Raw genomic sequence first — 24522 nt, 5'->3', positions numbered from 1 at the left:
GCGACGCAACGTGCTTCTTCTCGTTACAGTGAAGAGGTTTTGAATTTCGTTTTCATATCGGCGCTGCGCTGCGGGAACTTTAGCGAAAAATGAGACGGAAAGCGTGGGACGGGAAGAAAGGGGGGCGCAAAAAAAAGGCCGCCGCACCTTTCGATGCGGCGGCCCCGTGTTGCCGGTTGTGGCGGCGTCGGTTTACTTGGCGCCGAAGAGGAAGTAGGAGAGCGACAGGAGCGCGAGCACCCACATGCCACCTTTCATCTCCTTGATGCGGCCGGTCGCCCCCTTCATGAGGGGATAGGCGATGAAGCCTGCGGTCATGCCGACCCCGATGTTGTAGGTGAAGATCATCAGTACCACGGTCAGGAAGGCCGGGATTAGCTCGGTGAAGTCGTCGAAATCGATCTTCGCGAGCGGGCTGATCATGTAGGAGCCGATCACGATGAGGGCGATGCCGTAGGCGTGCGCCGGGACGATGGTGAAAAGCGGCGCGAAGAAGAGCGCGAGGAGGAAGAACACGGCGGTGACGAGCGCGGTGAAACCGGTGCGCCCCCCTTCCTCGATGCCGGCGGCCGACTCGATGTAGGCGCCGGTGGTGGTGGTGCCGAGGAGCGGCGCGGCGACGGTGGCCAGGGCGTCGGCCAGCATCGGCTTCTCGATCTCCGGCAGGTTGCCGTTGTCGTCGAGGAGGTCGGCGCGCATGGAGAGGCCGAGCAGGGTCCCGACGGTATCCAGGAAGGCCATGATGAAGATGGTTAGGATGATCGGGAAGAAGCCCGGGGTGAGCGCACCAGCGAAGTCGAGCTTGAAAAGGATCGGGGTGATGTCCGGCGGCATGCTCACGAAGGATTGCGGCAGCGGGGTCACCTTGAGGATGATCGAGGCGATGGTGGTGACCACGATGCCGATCATCATGGAGCCGAGCACCTTGCGGGAGATGAGCACCACGGTGAAGAGAAGACCGCAGACGGCGAGGAGCACCGAGGGGTGCGAGAGATCGCCAAGTTTCACCGGGGCGCCGGGGACGCCGAGCACCACGATGCCGGTTTCGTTCAGGCCGATGAAGGTGAGGAAGAGGCCGATGCCGGTGGCGAAGGCGCACTTGAGCGAAAGCGGGATGGACTCGGCGAGCCAGCTCCGCACCTTGAACAGGGTGAGCAGCGTGAAGATGACGCCGGCGAAGAAGACGGCGGCCAGCGCAGTCTGCCAGGAATACCCCATTACCTTGACGACGACGAAGGCGATGAAGGCGTTCTCGCTCATGTAGGGCGCGATGGCGAAGGGACGGTTGGCGAAGAAGGCCATGAGTACGGTGCCGAAGACGGCGGCGATGATGGTTGCGGTGGTGGAGGGGCCGCGCGGGATGCCGGCGTTCTCGAGGATGGCCGGGTTGACGATGATGATGTACGCCATGGTGAGGAAGGTGGTGAGACCGGCGATGATCTCACGCTTCATGGTGGTGCCGAAACGAGCGAACTGGAAGTAAGAGGCTATACGTGAGGTCATTACTGGTTTTGCTCCTTCATAGCGTAGAGTGCGGGCAGATTGCGCCAGTATCCTGCGATGTCCATGCCGCAGCCGAACAGGAAGCGGTCTTCAACCTCGAGACCGACGAAGTCGGCCTTGGCGCCGGGCGCCTTGCGGTCGTGCAGCTTGTCCACGAGGACTGCCGTGTACACCTCGGCCGCCCCTTCCTCCCGGCAGAACTTGGTGATCTCGGCGAGCGTCACCCCTTCGTCCAGGATGTCGTCGATCAGGAGCACCGTGCGTCCCTTCAGGGAGCGTTCAGGTTTAACCTTCCAGAGCAGGTTGCCGCCGAAAAGCTCCGCGCCGTAACGGGTGGCGTGGAGGTAATCCAGCTCGAGGGCAAAGGGGAGCTTGTCCACCAGTTTGCCGGTCACGAACAACCCGCCGTTCATGATGCAGAACGCGACCGGGTCCTTTCCGGCCAGGCGCTCCGCAATCTCCTGCGCCATGCGTGACAGCGCCTCCTCGACTTCCTGCTCCGACTTGAGACAATCCGCCTTGTTACGGATGTCCTCCATGTCCTTGAGTACCATTACCGCTCCTTCGGAACATTTGTTTGAAATTGCCGAACCATAGCAGATTAGTCGTGTAAAAACAAGTAATTGAACTTTCATTAGTTGAGGTTTCCCGTATACGGGGTGCGCAGGGGGGGATGCGGGTCGTTTCGGCGGCCCGGCAAACGGCGCTTCCTTCTTTTTTCTTTCACCCGCTCGCCCAAAGATGGTAATTTGTCGCAATGTCTTGGAAGATCATCGAAAGAAAACGCGCCCTTCTGGCAGGCGAAAGCGGCCCGGTCACCGGCAAAGGTGGCGGAGGCCTCTCCTGCTGTCTGGTTTACCCCAACCGCTACCACTCCGCCATGAGCAACCTGGGCTTCCAGGCGGTTTACGCCATGCTGAACGCCCTACCAGGTGTCACCTGCGACCGTGCCTTTCTGCCGGAGCGGGAAGAACTGGAGGAGATGGAGCGGACGCGGGAGACCCTCCTTTCGCTGGAGACGGAGCGTCCGCTTTCCTCGTTCGACCTCATCGCCTTTTCCATCTCCTTCGAGAGTGATTACCTGAACCTTCCCGTGATCTTCCGTCTTAGCGGGATTGACCCTTTCTCGGCGAAACGCTCGCCGCTGCAGCCGCTTGTCATGGCGGGAGGGGCGGCACTTTTCCTGAACCCGGAGCCGATCGCCCCCTTCCTCGACCTCGTCTGCGTCGGGGAGGCCGAACCCATCCTCCCCGGGCTCTTCGAAGTTTTGCAGCGCGGGGCCGAGTCGCGCCGGGTTCTCTTGGCGGAGGCCTCCGCCCTCCCCGGGGTGTACGTCCCGTCGCTCTACGAGCCAGAGTACGACGGGCCGCGACAGGTGGCGCTCAAGGTCGCGCCGGGTGCGCCTGAAAAGGTGTGCCGCCTCTGGGACCCCGACCCTGAAAGCCGCCCCACCGCCACCGTGCTTCACACCGAGGCGACCGAATTCTCCGGCATGCACCTTGTCGAGCTCTCGCGCGGCTGCCCGCGTGCCTGCCGTTTCTGCGCCGCCGGCTTCATCTACCTCCCGTACCGGACCCGTTCTCCGGAGCTCGTGCGCCGTGAGGTGATGCAAGGGGTGGGGGAGGGGAGGAAGGTGGGGCTTGTGGCCGCCGCGGTCTCGGATTACGCCGGTATCGGGGATCTCTGCTGCGACATCGTCGCCGCCGGGGGAAAGTTCTCGGTCTCCTCGTTCCGGATCGACCACCTGGACGGCCGGATGATCGAGGCGTTAAAGGCGAGCGGGCAGAAATCGGTGGCGCTCGCCCCCGAGGGGGGCTCGCAGCGCCTGAGGGATCTCGTTAAGAAGGGGATCGACGAGGAGCAGATCCTCGCCGCCTGCGACATGCTGATAAGCCACGACATATTGAACCTGAAGCTTTACTTCATCATCGGGCTCCCCTCCGAAACCCAGGAGGACCTGGAGGAGCTGGTGGCGCTCACGGTGAAGATCAGGGAGCGGGTGCTGGCCGCGGCGAAGGCGAACCGGCGCTTGGGCGAGATCCAGCTTTCCGTGAACCCGTTCATCCCGAAGCCGTTCACCCCGTTCCAGTGGTGCGCCATGGAACCGGTGAAGTCGCTGGAGAAGAAATGGAAGTTCCTGCAGAAGGCGCTCGGACGGCTTTCCAACGTGAAGCTGCAGATGGAAAGCCCGCGCGAGGCGTACCAGCAGGCGCTTTTGTCGCGTGGGGACCGCAGGCTCGCCGAACTGCTAATCGAGGCGGACCGGCTGCGTAACTGGAAGGAGGCGCTGCGGGAGACGGAACTCGATTGCGACGGCTACGTGCACCGGGAGGTGCCGCTCGACGAGATGCTCCCATGGGATTTCATAGAGGGGGGCGATACCGGCCGGTTGAAGCGTGAATACCTGAAGGCGTTTGGCGGGGAAGCAGCGGGTTGAGAGGTTTTGGCTCCCTCGCCCTTTGTTAGAGGGGCGAGGGAGCCGGTAGTTCTTCCGGCGGTGCCGCGTTCTTAGTTGAAGAAGAACCTCGCCCCCACGGTGAAGGAGAGCGCGGAGGGGTCGAATTTGCCGCTGCCGTTGGGACCGTCCACGTCCGCCTTGAACGACTCTATCCCCTTGAGCTCGAGGTTGAGGGCCACCTGCCGGTTTACGAAGCAGTCCAGACCGCCGCTTACGTGGGCGCCGACGGTGGTGTTGGTGTACTTACGATCGAGGTCGTTGATGAGGACGTCGAGTCCTGCACCCACGTACGGAACCACGTGCTGCTGCCCCTGGAAGCGGTACTGGGCGCCGATGGAGACGTCGGTCACGTCGGCGTCGCCGAAGTCCGAGGTATCATAGCTCGAGCGGCTCACTTCCATCTCCACCGCGACGTTGTCATCCACCCCGAACATGAGCCCGACGCCACCGGTCAGTCCTGCGTCGCTGGAAACCACCATCTTGCCGTATGGGCTGTTCATCTCGGAATCGGCTGGGTTCGTGATGCCGATCTTGCCGCTCACCGCGATCCTCCCCCTCAACTCCTCCGCCGATGCCTCTCCCGCAAGGGGAGCTGCAAGGAGCAGCGCGCCCGCGAAGAGCAATAACATTTTGCGCATCTGTAGTCTTCCTCCATAAAAGCGTTCATTGAAGCTGCCGCATCTTAGGGCAAAACGCGGCAGCCTTCAAGCCTAATGAACTTTTTTGCGGAGAGAGACGTGGACGTGCAGCACGGCTCGATCCTACTTGATGAGCTCGAGGGTAGCCTTGATCGCCTTTTCGATCCCCTTGCCCGCCTCGGCAACGCCGCCGGCAAGCATATAGGCGGGTGTCGATACGATCAGGTTGTCTCGGTCCACGACGTAGTCGACCGCCGGGCAGTCTACGTGTGTCGCGCCGGTCGCGCCGATCGCCTGGGCGGTTCCGGGATCGTTACCGATGGTGAGTTTCGGAGCCAGATCCTTGCCGAGCGCCAGGGCGATTACAGCGGGGGCTATGCAGATGGCGCAGATCGGCTTTTTGGCCGCCGCCATCTCGCGGATGAGCCTCAGCACGTCAGGCTGCACGCTCCCCTGAGGCCCCGCGGCCGCAAAGTTGCAGAGGTTCTTGGCGGCGCCGAAGCCCCCCGGGAAGACGATGGCGTCGAGCTCGGCGGCCTTCGCGTTCTTCACGTCGGAGATCTCGCCGCGCGCGATGCGGGCCGCCTCCACCAGCACGCGGCGCTTCGCGCCGGTCTCCTGCATGGTCAGGTGGTTCACCTCGTCGAGTTCCACGTCCGGGGCGAAGCAGACCGCCTTGGCGCCGTTGCTGTCAATGGCGAGCAGGGTGAGTACCGCCTCGTGAATCTCGCTACCGTCGCGCACGCCGCAGCCTGAGAGAATTACGCCTATTTTTTTCATGCAAGAACCTCCTGTCTTGTAGAGTTTAGGTCGACTGCGATATTCTAAGCGCTGCACCTTCGCTGTGCAAGGGGTTTTAGCTCTGCCTAATGGAAAGAACCGGCCTCAAACAGTACCGACAAGGACCAGATTCAATGCGGCAACCTAATGACATTCCCGAAATAGATCCCAAACGCTGCACCGGCTGCGGGCGCTGCGTCGCCGCCTGCCGCGAACACTGCATCACCCTCGAGGTTTCCGGGTACCGAAAGTACGCCCTGCTTGTCCTCCCGCAGCATTGCACCGGTTGCGGCGCCTGCGTCGACGCCTGCCCCGTGCGCGCCCTCTCCTGATCAATCACCTCCCAGTCGATCCACCGCCAGAAGTCTCGGGAAGAGACGCATCCACAAGAGCACGACGAGCATGGTTCCGACGCCGCCGATCAAGACGGCGGGCACCGTGCCGAAAAGGGCGGCCGTCACCCCGGACTCGAACTCGCCCAACTGGTTCGAGGTCCCTATGAACATGGAGTTGACCGCGCTCACCCTGCCGCGCATCTCGTCCGGGGTCTCGATCTGCACGAGCGACGAGCGGATGACGACACTCACGATGTCGGCCGCGCCGAGAACGGCAAGGGCAGCCATGGAGAGGGTGAAGGAGCTGGAGAGGCCGAAGACGATGGTGGCCGCGCCGAAAACGAACACGCTTGCGAACATGGTGCGCCCGACCCGGCCGCCGAGCGGGTTCCGGGCGAGAAAGAGCGACACGGCGAGGGCCCCCAGGGCCGGGGCCGCACGCAAGAGACCCAGACCCAAAGGACCTGTGTGCAGGATGTCCCGGGCGAACACGGGCAGAAGCGCCGTCGCGCCCCCCAGGAGTACCGCGAAGAGGTCGAGCGAGATGGCCCCGAGGATCTCCTGGCGGCTTTTTATGAAAGCGATCCCGGCGAAGAGGGAGGTAAGGGTGGCCGGCTCGCGCTTTGCGGGGGCACGCTCCACCTTGATGCGTGAAAGAAGGAAGCTCGCGCAGAAGAAGAGGGCGGCGGCGGTGCCGTAGACCGTGGTGGGGCCGAGCGCGTAGAGAAGGCCGCCCAAGGCCGGTCCGGCGATGCTGGCGGTCTGGTTCGCCGAGGCGGACCATGCCTGTGCACGCGGGATCAGGTGCTGCGGCACGAGCCAAGGGACCAGGGTCAGCATGGTCGGCCCCTCGAAGGCGCGCAGCGCGCCCGCCACGAAGACGACAGCGAGAATTCCCTCTTTTTGCAGCCATCCCATCCACGTCCCGAGAGCCAGTACGAACAGGGCCGCTCCCTCCAGCACCTGGCACGCCCCCGCGATGCGCCGCCTGTCGTAGCGGTCGGCTACGTGTCCCACTGCGAGGGTGAGCATGAACATGGGGAGGAACTGGGCGAGCCCAACGAGTCCCAAGTAGAAGACGGAGCCGGTCAGGGCGTAGATCTGCCAACCGACCGCTACCGCCTGCATCTGCAGCGCGACCGAGGAGCAGACGCGGGCAAGCCAGAAGAGCCGGAACGGCTCGTGGCCGAGCACGGACTGAGGGGGCTGCATGTCGGTGTCGAGAGAAGTCATAGGGGATGGGCCGTACCGGAATTTACTGACATTGGTGCTGGACGCGTGACACTGTCTGCAGCAGGAAGAGTTTTAGACCAGTTTCCCATTGTTGACAACATCCTTCTTTACCCTACTCTTCAATTGTAGGTGATGCCGCAGGCGAATCCTTTTCGAGCAAAGGAGGCAGGTCATGCTGTACTTCATCAAGCAGAACACCATCCACACCTATCCGCCGGCCAGGGGGTGTGCCGAAAGCCGCGACCAGGAGCAGTTGCGCGATACGGTGCCGTACGAGGTGAAGGAATGTCCGTACTGCATGCGGGTGTGGCCGGAGAGGAAGGAAGCATAAGGGCGAAGTTGACGGGAGAAAAGAGAAAGGCCGCCTTCCCAAGGGGAGGCGGCCTTTCTTTTGGTGGTGATCCCAAGGGGACTTGAACCCCTGTTACCGACGTGAAAGGCCGGTGTCCTAACCACTAGACGATGGGACCGAAAAAAACAGGTTAAGTTTGGGTGCAAACTTAACCTGTCCTTGAGGGGTGGTGAGCCGCGTTGGGATCGAACCAACGACCACCTGATTAAAAGTCAGGTGCTCTACCAACTGAGCTAGCGGCTCCCTCGATGGGGAAGATCCCCTTTGTGCTGTTGTTTGAGTGGCGTCCCCAGCCGGATTTGAACCGGCGTCGCCGCCGTGAAAGGGCGGTGTCCTGGGCCGGGCTAGACGATGGGGACGGATGGTGAGCCGCGTTGGGATCGAACCAACGACCACCTGATTAAAAGTCAGGTGCTCTACCAACTGAGCTAGCGGCTCAAACAGTGCAGCGAAGCAAGAACAACCTTATAGCAAATCGATTTCTGACAGTCAACACTTTTTATTAAAAAATCAGCCGCGCTCAAAAGGGTTCCTGAGCACGATAGTCTCGTCGCGGCGAGGGCCGACGGAGACGAGCACCACGGGGGCTCCGGAGAGTGCCTCAACGCGCGCGACGTAGGCCTGGGCGTTCTTCGGGAGCTCGGCGAGGCTCTTCGCGCCGGTGATGTCCTCGCTCCAGCCGGGGAGCTCTTCGTAGATCGGGGTGCACTCTTCCATCACCTCGAGGCTCGCCGGGATTTCGTCGAGGATCTGGTCCTTATATTTATATGCGGTGCAGACCTTGATGGTCTCAAGACCGGTGAGCACGTCGAGCTTGGTGATGGCGATGCCGGAGAGGCCGTTCACCCGTACGGCATAGCGCGCGACCAGCGCGTCGAACCAGCCGCAGCGGCGCGGACGCCCGGTGGTGGAGCCGAATTCGCGCCCTGCCTGGCGCAGCGCCTCGCCGGTGTCGTCGAGCAGCTCGGTCGGGAAGGGGCCGCTACCCACGCGGGTCGCGTAGGCCTTGGAGATGCCGATCACCTCGTGGATCTCCCTCGGGGAGACGCCGCTGCCGGTGCAGGCGCCGCCGGAGCAGGTGGAAGAGGAGGTGACGTACGGGTAGGTGCCGTGGTCGACGTCGAGGAGCGTGCCCTGTGCCCCTTCGAAGAGGAGGCTCTTGCCCGCCTTGATCTCGCGGTGCAAAAGAAGGGAGGTGTCCGCGGCGTACTTGCGCAGCACCTTGGCGTACTCCATGTATTCGTTGTAGATCTCCTCGAAGGTGAAGGGCTCGTCGCCCAACAGCTGGGTGAGGATCAGGTTCTTCTCGTCGAGCACCTCCTTCACCTTGCGGGTGAAGGCCTTCTCGTCCAGGAGGTCCATGAGGCGGATGCCGCGGCGCCCGATCTTGTCCTCGTATGCGGGGCCGATGCCGCGCCCGGTGGTGCCGATCTTCTTGGCGCCGGAGTTACGCTCGCGGGCGATGTCGATCCGCTTGTGGTAGGGCATGATGATGTGCAGCGCCTCGGAGAGAAGCAGCATGCTGTCATCCTTGAGGTACCCGTTGTTCTTCAGACGGGTGATCTCCATGATGAAGACTTCCGGGTCGAGCACGACGCCGTTGCCGATGACGCAGCGCTTGCCGTCGTGCAGAATCCCGGACGGGATCAGGTGCAGGATGACCTTCTCGTCACCCACCACCAGCGTGTGCCCGGCGTTGTTGCCCCCCTGGTAACGCACCACGTTGTCGGCATACTCGGTGTAGATGTCGACTACCTTGCCTTTACCCTCATCGCCCCACTGGGCACCAATTACAACGACGTTAGCCATGATTCTCCCCTTCCTGATCGAATTTCAAATCGAGACCCTTGTCGAACAGCTCCTCTTTGCTTACGGCGACGGCGCGCCGGTCCGCGACACGAACCAGGTAGAGCTGGTCCGCCGCGCACTCCTCGGCGCCGATCACCAAAAGCATCCGGATGTCCGTCTTTTTGGCGTAATCCAACGAGCTTTCAAAGTCACGCTTGATGATGTCCCTGGCGCATGTATAGCCTAGGCTCCTCAGTTTCTGCGCCACCTCGAGTGCCTCGCGGCGCTCGTCCTTTTTGTTGAAGATGAGGAAGTCGCGGCTGCTCGACGCCTCCACCTCAGGCCGCTTCGCCATGCTGGCAAGCAGGGCGAGGATGTTGAAGGTGAAACCGGTCGCCGGAGCCGGGTAGCCGTACTTCGCGGTGAGATCGTCGTAACGGCCGCCGCTGCAGACCGCCTCGCCGATACCGGGGACGAACCCTTCGAAGGTGATCCCGGTGTGGTAGTCGAGTCCGCGGATTTCCCCGAGGTCGATGGTTAAGTGCTCGGCAACGCCGTAGATGTCGAGGATCTCGATCACCTGGGCCAGGTTGTCGAGCGCCTTTTTCGAGCGCTCGTTACCGGCGATGCGGGCCGCTTCCTTCAGCACCTCGCGCCCGCCGTAGAGCCTTGGCAAAAGCGAGATCTCTTCCTTCACCCGCTCGGGGGCGCCGGCGGCCTCCAGGATGGAACGCACCGCGGTGACCTCTTTCTTGCTGATCGCCTCCTGCAGCTGCGCCTTTACCTCGGCGGAAAGGCCGGAGCTGTCCATGATGCCGCGGTAGAACTCGACCTGGCCCAAGTCGACCTTGAAGCCGGTGAAGCCTAAGTCTTTGAGTACCTGGACCGCCATGGCGACCATCTCGGCGTCCGCCTCGGGCGAGTTCAGGCCGATAAGCTCGACGCCGGACTGGAAGATCTCGCGGCTTCTGCCGGACTGCATCTGCGCCTGCCTCAGCACGCGGCCGGAATAGTAGATGCGGTGCGGCAGGGGAAGGGCGTGCATCCGCGTGGCGACGACGCGCGCCACCTGCGGGGTGATGTCGGGCGGAATGGCCAAGAGGCGGCCGGTCTGGCGGTCGTCGAAGCGGAAGGTCTTGCTGCGCAGCTCGTCCCCCATGCGCGCGAGGACGTCCTCGAACTCGAGCAGCGGGGTGATCATGCGCCTGAAGCCCCAGAGCTCGAAGACTCGGTGGATGCTGTCCGCGATGAAGGTGATCTTGTCTGCGGTTTCCGGGAGAAAATCGCTTACCCCTTTGGGGAGGGGCGCTTCAATACATGAGGGGTTGGTCACGGGTCGTCCTAACGTCCGGGAGTACCGGCAGTCCGGCTAAATGTGGCAAGAAAGCGAGGAATCGTAACAGTATGGCGGGGGGAAGTCAAGACCATTCCCCCCGCCGTTTGAGCTACTCGACGCCGAGAACGCGCACCACGCTGCCCCCCTTGCCGCCGAAGGTCCCCTTCTGGGCGACCTCGAGGAGGGTGAGTTCCTTGGCTGCCGCGTTGTAGGCCCAGTCGGCCAGGTAGTTCTGGCTTTGCTTGGTGCGCCAGCTCTCTTCGAGGGAGGAGCCGTTCCAGGCCAAGGAAACGATCGAGTACTTGGAGTAGGAACGGAGGTTGCCGAGCACGAAGAAGCCGCTGTTTTGCGGCACGATCACGTCTCCCTTGTCGGTCACCACGATGCGCTGGTCGATGAAGCGGGTGCGGAAGGGGGTGCCGGTGTTTCTTTCGTCGGCATCCTTCTTCTGGAAGTAGGTCTCCGAGCCCCCCAGCTTGTCGCTGCTTCTCCAGATCTCTTCTCCGGTGTCGGAGTAGACCAGCAGATAGCCGCTTTCGCTGAAGGCGGTCAGGTAGGATTTGCCGCTTTTGTCTCGGAACATGTTGAAATTGAAGATGTTCGCGTAGCGCGGCATCTTGATGGGGTTTGCGAGCTTCACACCACCATCGACGATGCTCGCTTCGTACACGTCGCCGTAGAAGTCCTCGGAACGTCCCATCTGCTGGGCGTAGACCTTCTTGGCGCCCCCATAGGGCGACAGGGCGCGGAACATGTACGGGATCTCCTCCGCCACGAGTTTCAGGGTGTCGTTTTGCAGGGCGTAGATCCTGGAGGCGACGGTCTCGCGATCTATGATGGTCACGAAGATGAGGACGCGTCCGCTCGCCTCGGGCCCCATTGCGTCGACGCCCAGGATCTTCATCCGGTCCGGGATGGCCGCTTCGGTCACCAGGTCCAGTTTGGCGCCGGGACGGTAGACGCGGATGCCGTTGTTGTCGGCTACGACGACGTCCTTGGTCCCCCAGGTGGCGATGCCGCTCATAACGCCGGTGATGCGCTGGCTGTACCAGCCGGGCATAGCCTCGTTGCGCACGATCTCGGCGGACGGGGCCTTGACGATTTCGGCGGAGGCCGGCTTCCTGATGATCTCGGCGCTCGGTGCCACCTGTGCTGCCGCCGGGGCGGGGGGTGCCGCCGGGGCCTTTACCTGGCTCAGGATGTCGCCCTTGATTTTGGCGGAGAGCTTGCCGATGGCCGGGATAAGCGCGTCCACGCTCTCCCCCTGCTCGAAGGCAGCGGCCACCTGCTTGCCGGAAGCGTTCTTGGCGATCACGTCGAGGCTGAACATCTTGCCCAGGGTGACGTAGCTCCCGGAGACGATCACGTCCGCTTCGGCGGCACTGTCGACGGTGACGAGCCCGTCGCCGGCGATACGGGTGGCCAGCAGGCGCTGCAGGGTCGGTTTCAGGTTGGCCGTGTCGGCCGGGGATACGGCGAAGTCGGCAATATAGGCGCGGATGGTGCCGGCGGAGGCTGCGGTGGCGGCGAGCAGTGCGCTCAGGAGAACCAGTGTTGCGACGAGGGATCTTTTCATGATTGCTCCGCTTTCGGGTGAATTTAAGACGCCGAATTATCGCAGAGCGATATGCGATAGTCAAACTGTTTCGCACCTTGCTGGGCGCAGTTTTGCAGGGAGAAATGGCGGGGTGGAGATACGAAAAAAGCGGGCCCAAGGCCCGCCCTTTTCAACTAGTCAGATTGTCCAAAGACAGCATCAATGGCCCGGTTTTTCCAGGTCTTTCAAGGTCTGCTGTGTCTCGGCGAGTTTCTCCTGCAGGCGCTTCAGCTCCTGAGGGGTATAAACCTTGGTCCCTTTTTTGATTTCCTTGTCCAGGCGCTGCATCCGTTTGTAGATGTCGTCTACCTGATCCTTGCAGTTCTTGGAGGCAAGCAGGCACTCGTTCTTCTCAGCCTGAGTCTGCTGGGCGAATGCGGTTGTGACTGTGCCTGTGCTCGTTGCGAGAAACAAGGACCCTATCAATACCAGCATAACCCTTCTCATAGTCCGCTCCTTTCCTTTTGACAGTTGTTGTTGGTTTCCAGCCAGTACATTTTACCGCTAACTGTCGGGTTTTTCCAGAGTGCGCAGCACGTCGCTCGTTTCCTTGAGTTTGTCCTGGAGCTTCTTAAGTTCCTGTGGTGAGTAGACCCTGGTCCCTTTTTTGATTTCCCGATTCAGCTTGTAGATCCTCTGCTTGATGTCGTCGACCTGGTTCATGCAGTTCTTCGAGGCGAGCAGGCACTCGTCCTTCTGGTCGGCTGAGGTTTGTGCGAAAGCCGGTACCGAAGACAGCATAGACAGCCCGACGGCCAACATAATCGCCATCTTTCTCATACGGTTTCTCCTTCTTTTTTGGGATTAAAAACAAGTAACGATTGAACCACAGCGCCCATCATTGTCAACTCGGGCTCTTAAAAATATGCTGAAAGGTTCGCGGTGGCTCAGGGATGGGGACTTTGCTCAGAGAGAGGGCCTTTAGAAAGGGCGCGCGAGGGGAAATGCCAGCGGGACTGGGTGTGGGCAAGCGGACAAGCGGGACCGGACTGGCAAAGCGGGCGCATAAAAAAAGCCGGAGAGTTGCCCCTCCGGCCCTTTGCTTTGGATCTTTGTCTCGCTGGCTCTTAGAATGCGTAGCTCAGCTGAACGTTGAACAGGTACGGGTTGTCGGCGTCCGGCGCGGTTGCGTCGAAGTAGTTGCCGAGGAACACATAAGCGCCTGCGACGCTTGCAGACAGGTTGTCGTAGAGTTTGTAGCCGACCTGAGCGTTGATCTCGGTGCCGATGGACTTGTCGCCGGCGGCGTTTTTCTTGTTGGTCATCATGTAGCCAGCGTTGGCGTTGTAGAAGACCTTGTCCATGGTCCCCTCGTAGCCGGCGAAGACGCCGGTGGTGCCGAGGCCTTTAGCGGTGTTGTCGTTGCCGACCAGCGAGGTGGAGGTGTTGATCGCCTGGTTCGGACGCTGGAGGAGCCACATGTTGGCCGCGTTGAAGTAGGTGGTGCCTGCGGTGACGGTCTGGAAGCTCTTCACGTCGCCGGTGTTGTTGTTGTCGCCGGAGAGGTAGTAAGCGGCGAAGTTGACGGAGCCAGGGCCTGCCTTGACTTTGCCGGTCGCACCGAACGCGTAGGCGGAGATATCGGTGGTGCTGTTCTTCTCGCCGAACTGGTACGCGGCGAAGGGCTTCACTACGGCGTCGCCGAATTTCATGTCGGCGTTCAGACCGATCATGTGGAGCAGTTCGTAGTTCGGAATGGACACGGTCGGAGCAGTGGTGGTGGCGGAGGTAAGTGCGGTGTCGTTCTGGATGTTGTAGTAGGATGCCCCGAGGGTGATGTCCTTGTTGAGGGCGTACTTGCCGTCAACGACGATCAGGTCCGCGGTGTACTTGCCGGCGCCGACGTTGGTCGTGTCGCCAGCCGCAATGGCCGGGGTGTTGTCGTCGAAACGGAACCAGCCGAGCGAGCCGGTGAAGGCATCGTACTTCTTGGTGGCGTAGACGCCGGTCATGTCGGCGGAAAGGAAGAGGCTCTGGTATGCGTCGGTCCAGGGCTGGCTACCGACCTTGAAGTTCGCGCCGGTGATCGGGCAGTTGAAGTCGAGGTAGACGTTCTTGGTCTCGAGGGTGAGTGCGTCGGCATCGAGGTTGCCGGAGTCGTTGCCGTTGTAGGTCCCCTTGTACCCCTTGCCGTCGGTGACCTTGATGCCGCCGAAGCGGGTATCGAGTTCGAAGTGGGTAACGAGTTTCAGGTTGTCATTCGCCTTGGCGATGTACATGATGCGGGCGCGCTGCTCGGCGAAGAAGCCGGAACGCGCGTCGTCCGATGCGAGGACTTTAGCGTCGCCGCCCTGGAGTGCGTTGGTCTGGTACCCCATGAACTTGAACATCCCGTGGAACTCGTTCTCCAGCGCCATTGCCGGAACGGCGGTTGCTGCGCTCAGCGCGCTTACGGCTGCAAATGCAAGCAGTTTCTTTTGAAAGCTCATTGTCTACCTCCTGGTTGGTTGTTAAACACAATGTATTTGCTGCTATGCCGATTTTCGCCTAAACGGCGAAACTCATTACGCAAAAAGAGCCCTCGTGTCAGCCTCTGTTAATGAACAGGGCGATGTGAGAGCTCTTGTGTTAGTGTCCCGCGGCTGTTTTGAGTCAGCAACGATTATCTCCTCGACATAAAAGCAGAACGTCACGCAGAGCAGCCTGTACAGCCTATCCCAATGAGCAAACCACTGTTATATAAATCTGGCGCCACTATATAATTATTCAAACAAATGTCAACAAAAAAAAGTTCGACTCATGAGATATCGAATCCTGCATGTGTCAATGACAGTCGTCGTGCGCCTCACACAGTTCCGTCAGCACTCCGTTACTGCTCTTGGGGTGCAGAAAGGCGATGCGTGCGCCATGGGCGCCGTTTCTCGGGGTCGTGTCGATCATGCGCGTGCCGCCGGCCACCAGTCTGGCGATGGTCGCTTCGATATCCTTCACGCCGTAGGCCACGTGGTGTACGCCGGGGCCGTTCTTCTCGAGGAATTTGGCTACCGGGCTCTCCGGAGAAGTCGGCTCCAGCAGTTCGATCTTCGATTCACCGATGGATAGAAAAGCGACCTTCACTAGCTGGCTGGGGACCTCTTCGATTCCTGCGAAGTTCATTCCGAGGGTGTCGCGGTAAAAAGGAAGTGCTTCTTCGATTGATGTCACTGCTACGCCGAGGTGATTTATCTTGTTAAGCATGCGTCTCCCCTGTTGCGTGCCAGAAGAAATCTGACCGCGGAAAATAGTACAGCAAAATGAAATGAGTGCAAGTTACAGTTTTGAAAAAAGTGCTCAATGCGAGCGGCCTGGGAAGTATTTGGGTGCAGGCATTGACTGTTTAGTCGGGAATGGCTGCGGCAAGAATCGTGGTCGTGTGGTTATAACTGTTTGGAAGTGTAAGGATCCTGCCGGAACAACGTGATGCTGTTCCGGCAGGAACTGTATGTCTGCTTGTGGTTAAAGGACCACGGTTTCTCTGTGTATACCGAAGACGCCGCGCATGACGTTGGCGATCTCGCCGAGAGTCGCGTAGCTCTTGACCGCGTCGAGGATGAAGGGCATCAGGTTCTCGCTCCCCTTGGCCGCCTGCTCCAGCGCCTTGAGCGTCGTCTCGACTTTGGCGGCGTCGCGGGCCCCTTTCATCCTGGCGAGCGCCTCCTTCTGTTTCACCTCCACCTCGTCGGTGACTTTCAGAAGGCCCTGCGGTGCGCCTTCCTCGACGGTGAACTTGTTCACGCCGACGATGATGGTCTCGTCCTTCTCGATGGAGCGCTGGTACGCATATGCGGAGTCCTGGATTTCCTTTTGCTGGAATCCCTTCGAGATCGCCTCGACCGCGCCGCCAAGCGAGTCGATCTTCTCGATGTACGCCATCGCCTGCTGCTCGATCTGGTCCGTCATGGACTCGACGAGGAAGGAACCGGCCAGCGGGTCGATGGAGTCGGCGACGCCGGACTCGTACGCGATAACCTGCTGGGTCCTGAGTGCGATGCGAACCGACTCCTCGGTGGGAAGCGCAAGCGCCTCGTCGCGGGAGTTCGTGTGCAGCGACTGGGTGCCGCCGAGGACTGCGGCAAGCGCCTGCAGGGTAACGCGCATGATGTTGTTGTCGGGCTGCTGCGCGGTGAGGGTGCACCCGGCGGTCTGGGTGTGGAAACGGAGCATCTGGGAACGCGGGTCCTTCGCCTTGAAGCGCTCGCGCATGATGCGGCTCCACATGCGACGGGCGGCGCGGAACTTCGCGACCTCTTCGAGTAGGTTGTTATGGGAGTTGAAGAAGAACGCGAGGCGCGGCGCGAACTCGTCCACGTCCAGACCGGCCTTGACGGCGGCCTCGACGTATGCGATGCCGTCGGCCAGGGTGAAGGCTACTTCCTGCACTGCCGAGGAGCCCGCCTCGCGGATGTGGTAGCCGGAGATGGAGATCGTGTTCCACTTGGGCACGTTGTCTTTGCAGTAGGCGAAGATGTCGGTGATGATGCGCATGGACTCCTTCGGCGGATAGATGTAGGTGCCGCGGGCCATGTACTCCTTGAGGATGTCGTTTTGGATGGTGCCGGAGATCTTGTCCGCGGAGACACCCTGCTTCTCGGCGACGGCGATGTACATGGCGAGCAGGATCGCCGCCGTGGAGTTGATGGTCATGGAGGTGGAGACCTTGTCCAGCGGGATGCCGTCGAAGAGAACCTCCATGTCCGCCAGGGAGTCGATGGCGACGCCGACCTTGCCCACCTCGCCGCGGCTCATCGACGCGTCGGAGTCGTATCCCATCTGGGTCGGGAGGTCGAAGGCGATGGAGAGGCCGGTCTGGCCGGCGGAGAGCAGGTACTTGTAGCGCTCGTTGGACTCGGCGGCGTTGCCGAAACCGGCGTACTGGCGCATGGTCCAGAACCTGCCGCGGTACATGGTCGGCTGCACCCCGCGTGTGAAGGGGTACTGGCCGGGGAAGCCCAAGTTCTCCCCGTAGCCCGGGTAGTCGAACTGCGGCGCGTAGCAGCGCTCGAGTTCCATGTCGGAGCTGTTCTTGAACGAGCTCCTGCGCTCGGGCGCCTTGGCCATGCTTTTCTCAACTGCTGCCTGCCATGCCTGCTTCTTTTCCGAAATGCTCATGTTGCTCTCCTGGCGGTACCAAAGTGTTTGTGATGAGAGGTAAGGTCCAAAGACGTTTTTTGTTTACGCTAAATTTACGAGAAAGGGAATTATTTTTTGTTAACCGTGCCGGCCCGTTCAGGCCGGGACGGTCCCTCAACCTGTTTTATTTTTAGAATGATGATCTAGTTTTCAATAATCGTTGTAAAACAACTGGTTGGCTTGTCGTGTGTTGCCGGGCTCCTTTTGGCTTGTTTTATTTTTGATCGATTCCGTAAAATAACGATCTGTCATACAAAACGCGAAGTCCGTGATAACATTCCGTTTTACAACGACTTTCCGGATTATTTCTCTTGTAAAACAAGCTCGGGCTTTCTATAGTTCCCTTCGACAAAAAAACAAAGAGCGCCCCGTCGGGGGCTGGAGGAGAACCAAGATGCAATGTCCCGTATGCAAGAACGATGAACACAACGGCATGGACCTTCGTGCCGGAGCCTTCAACGAAGACCTCGTAGAATGCCCCACCTGCGGCACCACCTGGTCCGTCAACCACGGCATGATGGCCATCGTGAAGGACCCGCTTGCAGACACCTTCCTCGAGGCACTCTCCGGCGACAACATCTGCTTCGCCGCCGCTTGATACGCTGACAAAAAAAACAACTGACCCGGCCGTTTTGCGGGGTCAGTCGATGAGGAAAAGGGCTCCGGATGGTTTCATCCGGAGCCCTTTTGCGTCGTGCGGACGACCCCCTAGAGCACCGCTTTCAGGTACTCGGAGGTGATGGAGCGCTTCTCTTTCTCGAGGGCGTTGACGTCGACCTCGACGAACTTCTCGTCCGGGGTGACCTTGAAGAGCGGCTGCCCCTTGGAGACGATGGTGCCGTCGCCGGAGGTGACGAGGATCTTGTCGATCGTTCCGGAGAAGGGAGCGTACACCTTGTTGAACATCTTCATGACCTCGATGATGTAGAGCGGCTGCCCCTTCTCGAAGTGCATACCCTCGGTGACGAACGCCGGCATGCCCGGTGCCTCCTGGGCGTAGTACATGCCGCCGCAGGCCGCGACGATCTCGTCGGCCTTGGTGGCCGGCGGCGGAACCAGCACCTTCTTCATGCGGGCCTGCAGGTCCGCATCGTTCAGGTACTCGGGGATGGTGATCTCGAGGTCCTCCTCGACGCGCAGATCCCAGAACTTGGTGTTCTGGCCGACGAGGAACAGCATGCCGAGAAGCTCAAGGCCCGCTTCGTACCCGAAGTGGGCGGAACGGATCTGCTGCCAGGTTTCCGCGTCGAAGCCCCCCTGCGGCTCCTCGTTGTTGACGATCCCGTTCAGGGTGAAGTATTCGTCGCGGGCGAGGCCGAACTTCTCGCGCAGCGTGCGGGAGAAGCGCAGCGCCTGCTGCAGGAGCTCGTTGTCGTGGCTCCAGATGATCTCCGCCGCCGGCTTGTGCGGGCGGTGGTTCATGTGCAGGTACTCGTAGGTCTCGTTCAGGACGCCGACCGGGTTCCTGAGCCAGACCACCTTGCCGTTGTCGATCCTGAAGTTCTTGGTGTTGATCGACAGCCAGCCGGAAAGAAGATGCGGGTCGCCGAGCAGACGCTCGATGGGGCGGATGATCAGGGTCCCCTTGCGGTCCAGAAGCGCCGACATGTTCTTCGATTCCTTCGCGGCAACCTCGGGCTGGTCGGCGTAGGCGTCGGCCACCATCTTCGCGTAATGCTTCTTCATCTGCAGGAAGGCGTAGACCGGATCGAGCTTGTTTGCCTCCTCTTTCAGGGTGCCGACCAGGGTGAGGTACGGGACCACGAAGCGGGTGGTCGGCTTCGCCATCACGTTCCTGCCGAGGAACCAGTTCACCAGGCCGTAGTGGAACTCGAGGTTGGTGGCGAGGTCGGAGCCGCGCAGCGTGGTCGCGCGCAGCACCTCGGACATCTTGTCGTAGCTCGCCTTTCTGTCCTCGCCGGTGGTGAGCAAAAGGGCGATGTTGGAGTCGTAGGCGCCGGCCACCTTGTACTTCATGAAGATGCCGGTATCCGGGTTCAGCATGCTGATACCCTGGTCGTCGCGGATTTCACCCTCGATCGGCTTGGACCAGTAACGGATCATGCCCCCCGCGTGCGGGGAGAGGGAGGCGTCGGTGGCGTTCAGACGCGCCTCGACGGCGGCGTTCATGCGGACCAGGCGCTGCGGTTTGGGGACCCGCTTCTTGTGGCGTGCGAGGAGCGCCATCGCCTCGACGAGGCTCTCGACCACGAAGAAGTCGTTGGCGTCGTCGGGGTTCACGAACTTGAGCGCGTAGCAGAGCTCGGTGACGCGGTGCTCAACCTGGATCCTCGTGTTGACCTCCATGAAGTAGTGGCGGTCGCGGTCGACGATGCACTCGAAGGTGGAGGCGGAGTCAAGCCCTACCGCCTTGCCGAAACGCTCGGATTCCTCTTCCATCCGCTTCAGTACCTTGAGATCGCTCTCGAGCGCCTTCACCTCGGCCTTGCGGCCGGCGGCCTTGGCTTCCTCGATGGCGGCCATGAGCCCTTCCTGGGTAACGGAAACCTCGAGGAGCTTCTGCTCGTGCATCTGCAGGGAGCAGTCGCGGCCGCCGAGGGCGATGCACCAGTCGCCGTTGCCTAGCAGCTGGATCTCGTTGTGCCTCGTCTGCTCGATGTTGAGCTCGATGAGGACGTTCTTGTTGTCGCCCACGCCGTTGGCCTTGACCTCGTTCAGGATCTCGCGCACGAGGCCCGGGGCGTCGGACGCCGCCTTGGCGACGTCGGCGTCGGAGGCGTTTTTCTTGGTGAGAAGCGCCGCGCCGAGGAGACGCTGCCCTTTGCCGCCGCCGCCGCCGATCGCCTTCAGGCGGACGCGGGATTGCGGGTGTTTCTTCAGCATGGCCACGCACTCAGCCTCGACCTGGGCGCAGAGCTCCTCGATGGAGAAGAGGTCGACGCCCCTGGCGTAGGAGGCGTACAGGATGTGGTCGGCAAGATCCTCAAGGGAGAGCTTCTCGTCGGCCAAGACCTTCGCATCGCACTGGAGTCCGTCGGAGTTTGCGAGTGCCAGGAGTTTCTCGCGGGTGCCGTGCTTCTTCACCAGGGTGCGGGCGGTGACGTTGTCGATACCCGGGGTGACCGAGACGTTGACCGAGAGTGCGGTCCTTTTCGCCTCGTCCTTCTTGCCGGCGCCGGTCTGGGTCGCGGCGCAGGGACCGATGAAGTTGAGCCCCGCCTTCTCGATGGCGCCTACGAACTCGTCGTCCTCTGCCATGAAGCCGTAGCCCGCGAAGATGGAGTCGTAGCCGTTGTCGATGGCGATGCTGATGATCTGGTGGATGCGCTCGACGCGCTCCTCCTTGCTGGCGCCGGTGTAGTCGGGCACGCGGTGCACGCGCTTGGAGTCGGTCAGGGTGCGCAGCTCGGGGGCCAGGGCGTTCGGGTAGACGATCGAGTCCTTCTCGGAGAGGAGGATGCCGTAGTGGGTGATGCCCATCTCCTGGTAGACGTCCATCGCCTCTTTCCTGATCGGGCCGCGGCAGACGATGAGGGGCTTCAGGTCCTCGCAGGAGAAGGAGCGGACCCACGCGGACTGCGAGAGGCCGAGTCGGCGGTCCCGGTGGATCATCGGGTTCTTGGTGTATTTTTCAGACGTGTGTGCCATCGATTTCATCTCCGTTACGTTATATGTCGCCGTCGAGGGGCGCACTCCCTGCAGGGCGGCCGTTCCCTGAGCGGCGAAACCTGCGGGCATCCCGGGAGCCGCGCTCCCACCCTGCGCAATTCCAATTCCCAAGTCAGTAGTGGCCATTAGTGGAACTCCCTCTGTACGCCCTGCATCGGGCCGGCTTTGTAGTGGCGCAGGAAGAAGTTGATGTTCTCACCGAGCACCTTCCTCAGGTCGGTCGGCATGACCAGCGAGGAGATGGAGCCCAGGGAAAGGGCCTCTTTCGGGTTCATCAGTTCCTTCTCGTAACGGGAGTTGAGGAGGGCCTCCTCGGCCTTGAGCCATTCAGCGGCTTCCTTCTCGGCGTCGGCCTTGGCGGCTTCCGGTTTCACGCCGGCGTCGATCCTCTCCTGGGTGCCGCGCTTCACGCGCTCGATCACGGCATTTCTGACCTTCCTGAGCTCGTCCTTGTAGACGAACTCTTTGCCGGCCGGGCCCATGACGGCGAGGCGGGTGGTGGGGAGGGCCAAGACCAGGTCGGCGCCTGTCGGGTAGTTGTTGTAGGAGGCGTAGGCGCCGCCGTAGGCGTTCCTGAGGATCAAAAGGATGCGCGGAGTGCGGATGTCGACGATGGAGTCGAGCATGGCGCGCCCGGCCTGCACGATGCCGCGGGCTTCCTGCTCGCGGCCGGGGAGGAAGCCGGTGGTGTCCTCCATGAAGATCATCGGGATGTTGTAGATGTTGCAGAAACGGTTGAAGCGGGCGATCTTGTAAGCCGCGTCGCAGTCGATCTGGCCGGAGTCGACCGCCGAGTTGTTGGCGACGAAGCCGACCACGTTGCCGCCCAGGCGGCCGAAGGCGGTGACGACGTTACGGGCGCGGTCGCGCTGCATCTCGAAGTAGTCGCCGTGGTCGCAGATCTGCTGGATGATGATGGAGACGTCGAACGGCGTGTTGAAGCCGGTCGGGGAGTTGAACGCCTTCTTGAGAAGGGTGTTGATCTCCCAGGTCTTTCTGTCCAGCGGATCGCTGGTCTCCTGGTAGGGTGCCATCACCGAGTTGTTGTCCGGGAGGTAGTTGAGGAGCATGATCGCGGTCCTCAAAGCTCCCACCTCGTCCTCCACGGTCAAGTCGGCGACGCCGGACTGGCCGTGCACCTTAGGTCCGCCGAGGTCCTCCGGGGTTACGTCCTCGCCGAGGACGCTCTTGACGACGCCCGGGCCGGTGAGGCCGAAGAAGGTGTCCTTCGGCTGGATCACGAAGCTCCCCTGGCGCGGCAGGTAGGAACCGCCGCCCGCGTTGAAGCCGAACATGCACATGATGGAGGGGACCACGCCGGAGATCTTCCTGAGCGCGGTGAACGCCTCGGCGTAGCCGTCGAGGCCGCCGACGCCTGCGGGAACGAAGGCGCCCGCGGAGTCGTTCATGCCGATGACCGGGATCCCCTTCTCGCCCGCCATGTAGAAGAGACGGGCCAGCTTGTTGCCGTTGGTCGCGTCCATGGAGCCGGCGCGGACCGTGAAGTCGTGGCCGTACACGGCGACGTCGCGGCCGTGGATGTTGAGGATGCCGGTGACGAGCGAAGCGCCGTCGAGGTTCTTGCCCCAGTTCTGGAACAGGATGTTCGGCTCCTCTTCGGTGAGGACGCGGATCCTCTCCCACACCGTCATACGTTTTTTAAAGTGCTGTTTCTCGATCTGGTCGATGCTCACCGACTTCACGGGGCGCTGGATCAGGTCGTAACCTTCCTTCATCGCCTCCTCATAGCCGCCCGTGGCACGGGAAATCTCGCCAGGGATGTTGAATTCAACCTTCTCCGCTACGTCAAACGGGTTTTTCAGTGAGGGCTTGATCATTTTATTCGACATTGGTGGCATCCTTCCTGGCGTTGTGATTTTCCATCTGTTTCGGGGGTGCAGCGCAGCTCATCTACTTCCTCCTGGTTTGATATTAAAAAAGTGTTGCACTTTGGTTCGTCAGTTATCGAAAACGTCAACCTCCGGGCGGTAAGGGAGGCTATTTCCGCGGCTGCCCGTTTTAGGCTGCCTGAAACCGCCGGTTGGAACACGGCGGTCGCCGTCCTTCGTGCGGAGGCGGGGCTGCGGCACGATCCGGAGGCTAATGCTGCGATATTGGTGGCTTTTGGTAAATCAGAAGGGGTGGTGCGGCGAAGAAAGGTACTGTTGGCCGGGCAGTTGGAGCGTCCTTTTCACATATCGTGCAGCCCTCGAAATTTCATTTTAACTAAAAGAGCATTCGGGCTGATGGAACCTGGCCTGGTTGCGCCGGAACAGCTAATGAGGCATTGTAAAACGAACTATTGTTTTACTTTTTAGGCGCGTACCCTTCATAAGGTTTTGCTGTAAAAAAGTCAATAAGAAAAAGCGTGTATACGGCCAAAGTGCTGGAAATACGGTGGTTATAGGGAGAGTAAAAAATTAGGAGGGTGAGGAGGGGAGGAAAAGCTGACAGGGGGTGCCTGTCAGCTCCTGATTTTGCGCGCCAAAAGCTCGACGGTATGTAATACCCTCGTTTTATCTCCGGCCTGTTTCAGGCCGTCGGAGAGTTGCATGATGCATCCGGGGCAGCCGGTGACCACGGCGTCGGCGCCGGTCTCGATGATGGCCGCGCTCTTGCCGGCGTTGATGTCGAGCGAACTCTCGTAATGGTAGACGTTGAAGGTCCCGCCCAGGCCGCAGCAGCGGTCCGCGCCCTCCATCTCGACCAGCTCCAATCCCGGTGTGTCCTTCAAAAGGGCACGCGGCTGCTTGGCGATCCCTGCGGTCCTGTGGTGGCAGGGATCGTGATAGGTGATGCGCATCCCCTCCGCGGCGCCGGTCTCCTCGGGATGCAAGCCGAGTTTCTGCAGCAACACGGCGGCGTCGACGGTCCGGTCCGCGAGCGCCTGCAGGCGGGCTTTCAGCTCCGGGTTCCTTTTTCCGATCACCAGCGGATAGAGCTTGTGCAGTGCGCCGCCGCAGGTGGCGCAGGCGGTCATCACGTAGTCAGCCGGGTACTTCTCCAGTGCCGCCAGGTTCTGCTCGGCCAGTTCGCGCACCGTGTTGAGGTCGCCGCCGGACATGCCGGGGAGGCCGCAGCACTGCTGTCCCTGCGGGATGATGACCGTGCACCCCAGATGCCGGAAGAGGGCGAGCGTCGCCTCGCCGATCTCGGTGTAGACGAAGTTTGTCATGCACCCGACGAAGAAGACGATGGTCGGTTTGCCGGGCTCACCCTTGATCACCTCGGGGTGGCGTTTCATAAACGGCTTTTTGGCGATCTGCGGGACGTGACGGCTCCCACCCAAAAACGGCATGGGGAAGCGTAGCCTGAGGCCCGAGGTGGAGGGTACCTTCCTGAAGAAGATCGGGCCCAGCACCGCTGCGGCGAGCGCACCGAAGTTCATCAGCTTGCGGTTTCTGATCACCTGTCCCACCGCCTTGTGGAAGGTGGTGAGACCGCGGCGCTGCGCGAGCGCCTCTCTTGCCGCGATGACGATCTCGTCGGTGGGGACCTGGTTCGGGCACTTGTCGACGCAACTGCCGCACAGAAGGCACTTGGACATGGCCGCGTAGGTGCCGTCGTCGAGGGTGATGTCACCCTTTGCCAGGTGCTGCGCCAGAGCGACCTTGCCGCGCGCCGTCGCCGGTTCGCGCTGGAAGGTGCTGAAGGCGGGGCAGTTGGCGCGGCAGGCGCCGCACTTCACGCATTTCTTCATGTCTTGAGCTACCCGCTCGAGCGGGTCGGTTTGCTTCTTGGTCATGCTGGGGTTCTCTCTTTT

Annotated in this window: 20 protein-coding genes and 4 tRNA genes; 4 read left to right on the top strand and 20 right to left on the bottom strand. The window is 61.2% G+C overall.

The genetic code is table 11. The features are described from left to right. Positions 1 to 192: 192 nt before the first annotated feature. Both D6Z24_RS14495 and D6Z24_RS14490 read right to left on the bottom strand, forming a co-directional pair. A complete protein-coding gene (locus D6Z24_RS14495) occupies positions 193 to 1503 on the bottom strand; it encodes an NCS2 family permease (protein WP_162605144.1) in 1311 nt (436 codons plus the stop codon). Continuing rightward, positions 1503 to 2057: a hypoxanthine-guanine phosphoribosyltransferase gene (locus D6Z24_RS14490; protein WP_129127308.1), complete on the bottom strand. Its 555-nt coding sequence runs from the start codon at positions 2055 to 2057 to the stop codon at positions 1503 to 1505. Before D6Z24_RS14490 ends, D6Z24_RS14495 begins: the two co-directional genes overlap by 1 nt. A gap of 203 nt (positions 2058 to 2260) precedes the next feature. Between D6Z24_RS14490 and D6Z24_RS14485 the strand changes: the two genes are divergently transcribed. Further along, positions 2261 to 3940 carry a radical SAM protein gene (locus tag D6Z24_RS14485; RefSeq protein WP_129127307.1) on the top strand — a complete coding sequence of 560 codons (1680 nt, stop codon included), beginning with the start codon at positions 2261 to 2263 and terminating at the stop codon, positions 3938 to 3940. 71 nt (positions 3941 to 4011) lie between these two features. On the opposite strand, the gene D6Z24_RS14480 is transcribed toward D6Z24_RS14485, so the two are convergent. Together D6Z24_RS14480 and elbB are read right to left on the bottom strand one after the other, a co-directional pair. Continuing rightward, positions 4012 to 4599, bottom strand: coding sequence for an outer membrane beta-barrel protein (locus D6Z24_RS14480; protein ID WP_129127306.1), 588 nt, complete (start codon positions 4597 to 4599; stop codon positions 4012 to 4014). 123 nt (positions 4600 to 4722) lie between these two features. Further along, a complete protein-coding gene (elbB, locus tag D6Z24_RS14475) occupies positions 4723 to 5379 on the bottom strand; it encodes an isoprenoid biosynthesis glyoxalase ElbB (protein ID WP_129127305.1) in 657 nt (218 codons plus the stop codon). 134 nt (positions 5380 to 5513) lie between these two features. Here elbB and D6Z24_RS14470 point away from each other — a divergent pair, with 134 nt between their 5' ends. Next, positions 5514 to 5711 (top strand): ATP-binding protein, encoded by a 198-nt coding sequence (locus tag D6Z24_RS14470; protein WP_129127304.1) that lies wholly within the window; start codon positions 5514 to 5516, stop codon positions 5709 to 5711. On the opposite strand, the gene D6Z24_RS14465 is transcribed toward D6Z24_RS14470, so the two are convergent. Next, positions 5712 to 6947, bottom strand: a complete 1236-nt coding sequence (locus D6Z24_RS14465) for an MFS transporter (protein WP_129127303.1) — start codon at positions 6945 to 6947, stop codon at positions 5712 to 5714. Between the two features lie 172 nt (positions 6948 to 7119). Here D6Z24_RS14465 and D6Z24_RS21655 point away from each other — a divergent pair, with 172 nt between their 5' ends. Continuing rightward, on the top strand, positions 7120 to 7278 hold the full coding sequence (locus D6Z24_RS21655) for a hypothetical protein (protein WP_198419560.1): 159 nt from the start codon (positions 7120 to 7122) through the stop codon (positions 7276 to 7278). Between the two features lie 64 nt (positions 7279 to 7342). Here the strand turns inward: D6Z24_RS21655 and D6Z24_RS14460 are convergent. The 12 genes from D6Z24_RS14460 to D6Z24_RS14405 form a co-directional block, all read right to left on the bottom strand. Next, positions 7343 to 7417 (bottom strand) — tRNA-Glu (locus tag D6Z24_RS14460). Between the two features lie 49 nt (positions 7418 to 7466). After that, positions 7467 to 7542 (bottom strand) — tRNA-Lys (locus D6Z24_RS14455). A 38-nt stretch (positions 7543 to 7580) separates the two neighbouring features. After that, positions 7581 to 7658 (bottom strand) — tRNA-Glu (locus tag D6Z24_RS14450). Positions 7659 to 7661: 3 nt separating this feature from the next. Then, a tRNA-Lys gene (locus D6Z24_RS14445) sits at positions 7662 to 7737 on the bottom strand. A 72-nt stretch (positions 7738 to 7809) separates the two neighbouring features. Next, positions 7810 to 9108, bottom strand: a complete 1299-nt coding sequence (locus D6Z24_RS14440) for an adenylosuccinate synthase (protein WP_129127302.1) — start codon at positions 9106 to 9108, stop codon at positions 7810 to 7812. Continuing rightward, complete coding sequence (locus D6Z24_RS14435; protein WP_129127301.1) at positions 9101 to 10420, bottom strand: ATP phosphoribosyltransferase regulatory subunit; 1320 nt, start codon at positions 10418 to 10420, stop codon at positions 9101 to 9103. The genes D6Z24_RS14440 and D6Z24_RS14435 overlap by 8 nt, the downstream gene beginning before the upstream one ends. A gap of 112 nt (positions 10421 to 10532) precedes the next feature. Further along, positions 10533 to 11999, bottom strand: coding sequence for a hypothetical protein (locus tag D6Z24_RS14430; RefSeq protein ID WP_129127300.1), 1467 nt, complete (start codon positions 11997 to 11999; stop codon positions 10533 to 10535). 180 nt (positions 12000 to 12179) lie between these two features. Beyond that, positions 12180 to 12467 (bottom strand): hypothetical protein, encoded by a 288-nt coding sequence (locus tag D6Z24_RS14425; RefSeq protein ID WP_129127299.1) that lies wholly within the window; start codon positions 12465 to 12467, stop codon positions 12180 to 12182. Between the two features lie 57 nt (positions 12468 to 12524). After that, on the bottom strand, positions 12525 to 12800 hold the full coding sequence (locus D6Z24_RS14420) for a hypothetical protein (protein ID WP_129127298.1): 276 nt from the start codon (positions 12798 to 12800) through the stop codon (positions 12525 to 12527). 287 nt (positions 12801 to 13087) lie between these two features. Next, positions 13088 to 14449 carry a porin gene (locus D6Z24_RS14415; protein ID WP_129127297.1) on the bottom strand — a complete coding sequence of 454 codons (1362 nt, stop codon included), beginning with the start codon at positions 14447 to 14449 and terminating at the stop codon, positions 13088 to 13090. 334 nt (positions 14450 to 14783) lie between these two features. Then, positions 14784 to 15197 (bottom strand): methylmalonyl-CoA epimerase, encoded by a 414-nt coding sequence (mce, locus tag D6Z24_RS14410; protein WP_129127296.1) that lies wholly within the window; start codon positions 15195 to 15197, stop codon positions 14784 to 14786. Positions 15198 to 15455: 258 nt separating this feature from the next. Further along, positions 15456 to 17108, bottom strand: a complete 1653-nt coding sequence (locus tag D6Z24_RS14405) for an acyl-CoA mutase large subunit family protein (protein ID WP_129127295.1) — start codon at positions 17106 to 17108, stop codon at positions 15456 to 15458. A 415-nt stretch (positions 17109 to 17523) separates the two neighbouring features. On the opposite strand from D6Z24_RS14405, the gene D6Z24_RS14400 reads away from it, so the two are divergent. Further along, on the top strand, positions 17524 to 17727 hold the full coding sequence (locus tag D6Z24_RS14400; protein ID WP_129127294.1) for a hypothetical protein: 204 nt from the start codon (positions 17524 to 17526) through the stop codon (positions 17725 to 17727). Between the two features lie 110 nt (positions 17728 to 17837). Here D6Z24_RS14400 and D6Z24_RS14395 read toward each other — a convergent pair whose 3' ends face one another. From D6Z24_RS14395 to D6Z24_RS14385, 3 genes are all read right to left on the bottom strand, one after another. Beyond that, positions 17838 to 20738, bottom strand: coding sequence for an ATP-binding protein (locus D6Z24_RS14395; protein WP_129127293.1), 2901 nt, complete (start codon positions 20736 to 20738; stop codon positions 17838 to 17840). 146 nt (positions 20739 to 20884) lie between these two features. Further along, positions 20885 to 22609: an acyl-CoA carboxylase subunit beta gene (locus tag D6Z24_RS14390; protein WP_129127292.1), complete on the bottom strand. Its 1725-nt coding sequence runs from the start codon at positions 22607 to 22609 to the stop codon at positions 20885 to 20887. A gap of 614 nt (positions 22610 to 23223) precedes the next feature. Next, complete coding sequence (locus D6Z24_RS14385; RefSeq protein ID WP_129127291.1) at positions 23224 to 24504, bottom strand: (Fe-S)-binding protein; 1281 nt, start codon at positions 24502 to 24504, stop codon at positions 23224 to 23226. Between the last annotated feature and the right edge of the window lie 18 nt (positions 24505 to 24522).

This window comes from Geomonas oryzae (assembly GCF_004117875.1).
GTDB classification, from domain to species: domain Bacteria; phylum Desulfobacterota; class Desulfuromonadia; order Geobacterales; family Geobacteraceae; genus Geomonas; species Geomonas oryzae.
Note: the sequence above shows the minus strand (reverse complement) of the source record. Positions and strands in the feature narration are given on the sequence as shown.

Excerpts from the sequence above, each read along its gene's own strand:
- D6Z24_RS14465 (WP_129127303.1), bottom strand. The coding sequence starts at position 6,947 with ATGACTTCTCTCGACACCGACATGCAGCCCCCTCAGTCCGTGCTCGGC.
- D6Z24_RS14420 (WP_129127298.1), bottom strand. The coding sequence starts at position 12,800 with ATGAGAAAGATGGCGATTATGTTGGCCGTCGGGCTGTCTATGCTGTCT.
- D6Z24_RS21655 (WP_198419560.1), top strand. The coding sequence starts at position 7,120 with ATGCTGTACTTCATCAAGCAGAACACCATCCACACCTATCCGCCGGCC.
- D6Z24_RS14425 (WP_129127299.1), bottom strand. The coding sequence starts at position 12,467 with ATGAGAAGGGTTATGCTGGTATTGATAGGGTCCTTGTTTCTCGCAACG.
- D6Z24_RS14470 (WP_129127304.1), top strand. The coding sequence starts at position 5,514 with ATGCGGCAACCTAATGACATTCCCGAAATAGATCCCAAACGCTGCACC.
- D6Z24_RS14490 (WP_129127308.1), bottom strand. The coding sequence starts at position 2,057 with ATGGTACTCAAGGACATGGAGGACATCCGTAACAAGGCGGATTGTCTC.
- elbB (WP_129127305.1), bottom strand. The coding sequence starts at position 5,379 with ATGAAAAAAATAGGCGTAATTCTCTCAGGCTGCGGCGTGCGCGACGGT.
- D6Z24_RS14495 (WP_162605144.1), bottom strand. The coding sequence starts at position 1,503 with ATGACCTCACGTATAGCCTCTTACTTCCAGTTCGCTCGTTTCGGCACC.
- D6Z24_RS14440 (WP_129127302.1), bottom strand. The coding sequence starts at position 9,108 with ATGGCTAACGTCGTTGTAATTGGTGCCCAGTGGGGCGATGAGGGTAAA.
- D6Z24_RS14485 (WP_129127307.1), top strand. The coding sequence starts at position 2,261 with ATGTCTTGGAAGATCATCGAAAGAAAACGCGCCCTTCTGGCAGGCGAA.
- D6Z24_RS14400 (WP_129127294.1), top strand. The coding sequence starts at position 17,524 with ATGCAATGTCCCGTATGCAAGAACGATGAACACAACGGCATGGACCTT.
- D6Z24_RS14390 (WP_129127292.1), bottom strand. The coding sequence starts at position 22,609 with ATGTCGAATAAAATGATCAAGCCCTCACTGAAAAACCCGTTTGACGTA.
- D6Z24_RS14415 (WP_129127297.1), bottom strand. The coding sequence starts at position 14,449 with ATGAGCTTTCAAAAGAAACTGCTTGCATTTGCAGCCGTAAGCGCGCTG.
- D6Z24_RS14405 (WP_129127295.1), bottom strand. The coding sequence starts at position 17,108 with ATGAGCATTTCGGAAAAGAAGCAGGCATGGCAGGCAGCAGTTGAGAAA.
- D6Z24_RS14430 (WP_129127300.1), bottom strand. The coding sequence starts at position 11,999 with ATGAAAAGATCCCTCGTCGCAACACTGGTTCTCCTGAGCGCACTGCTC.
- D6Z24_RS14395 (WP_129127293.1), bottom strand. The coding sequence starts at position 20,738 with ATGGCACACACGTCTGAAAAATACACCAAGAACCCGATGATCCACCGG.
- D6Z24_RS14385 (WP_129127291.1), bottom strand. The coding sequence starts at position 24,504 with ATGACCAAGAAGCAAACCGACCCGCTCGAGCGGGTAGCTCAAGACATG.
- mce (WP_129127296.1), bottom strand. The coding sequence starts at position 15,197 with ATGCTTAACAAGATAAATCACCTCGGCGTAGCAGTGACATCAATCGAA.
- D6Z24_RS14480 (WP_129127306.1), bottom strand. The coding sequence starts at position 4,599 with ATGCGCAAAATGTTATTGCTCTTCGCGGGCGCGCTGCTCCTTGCAGCT.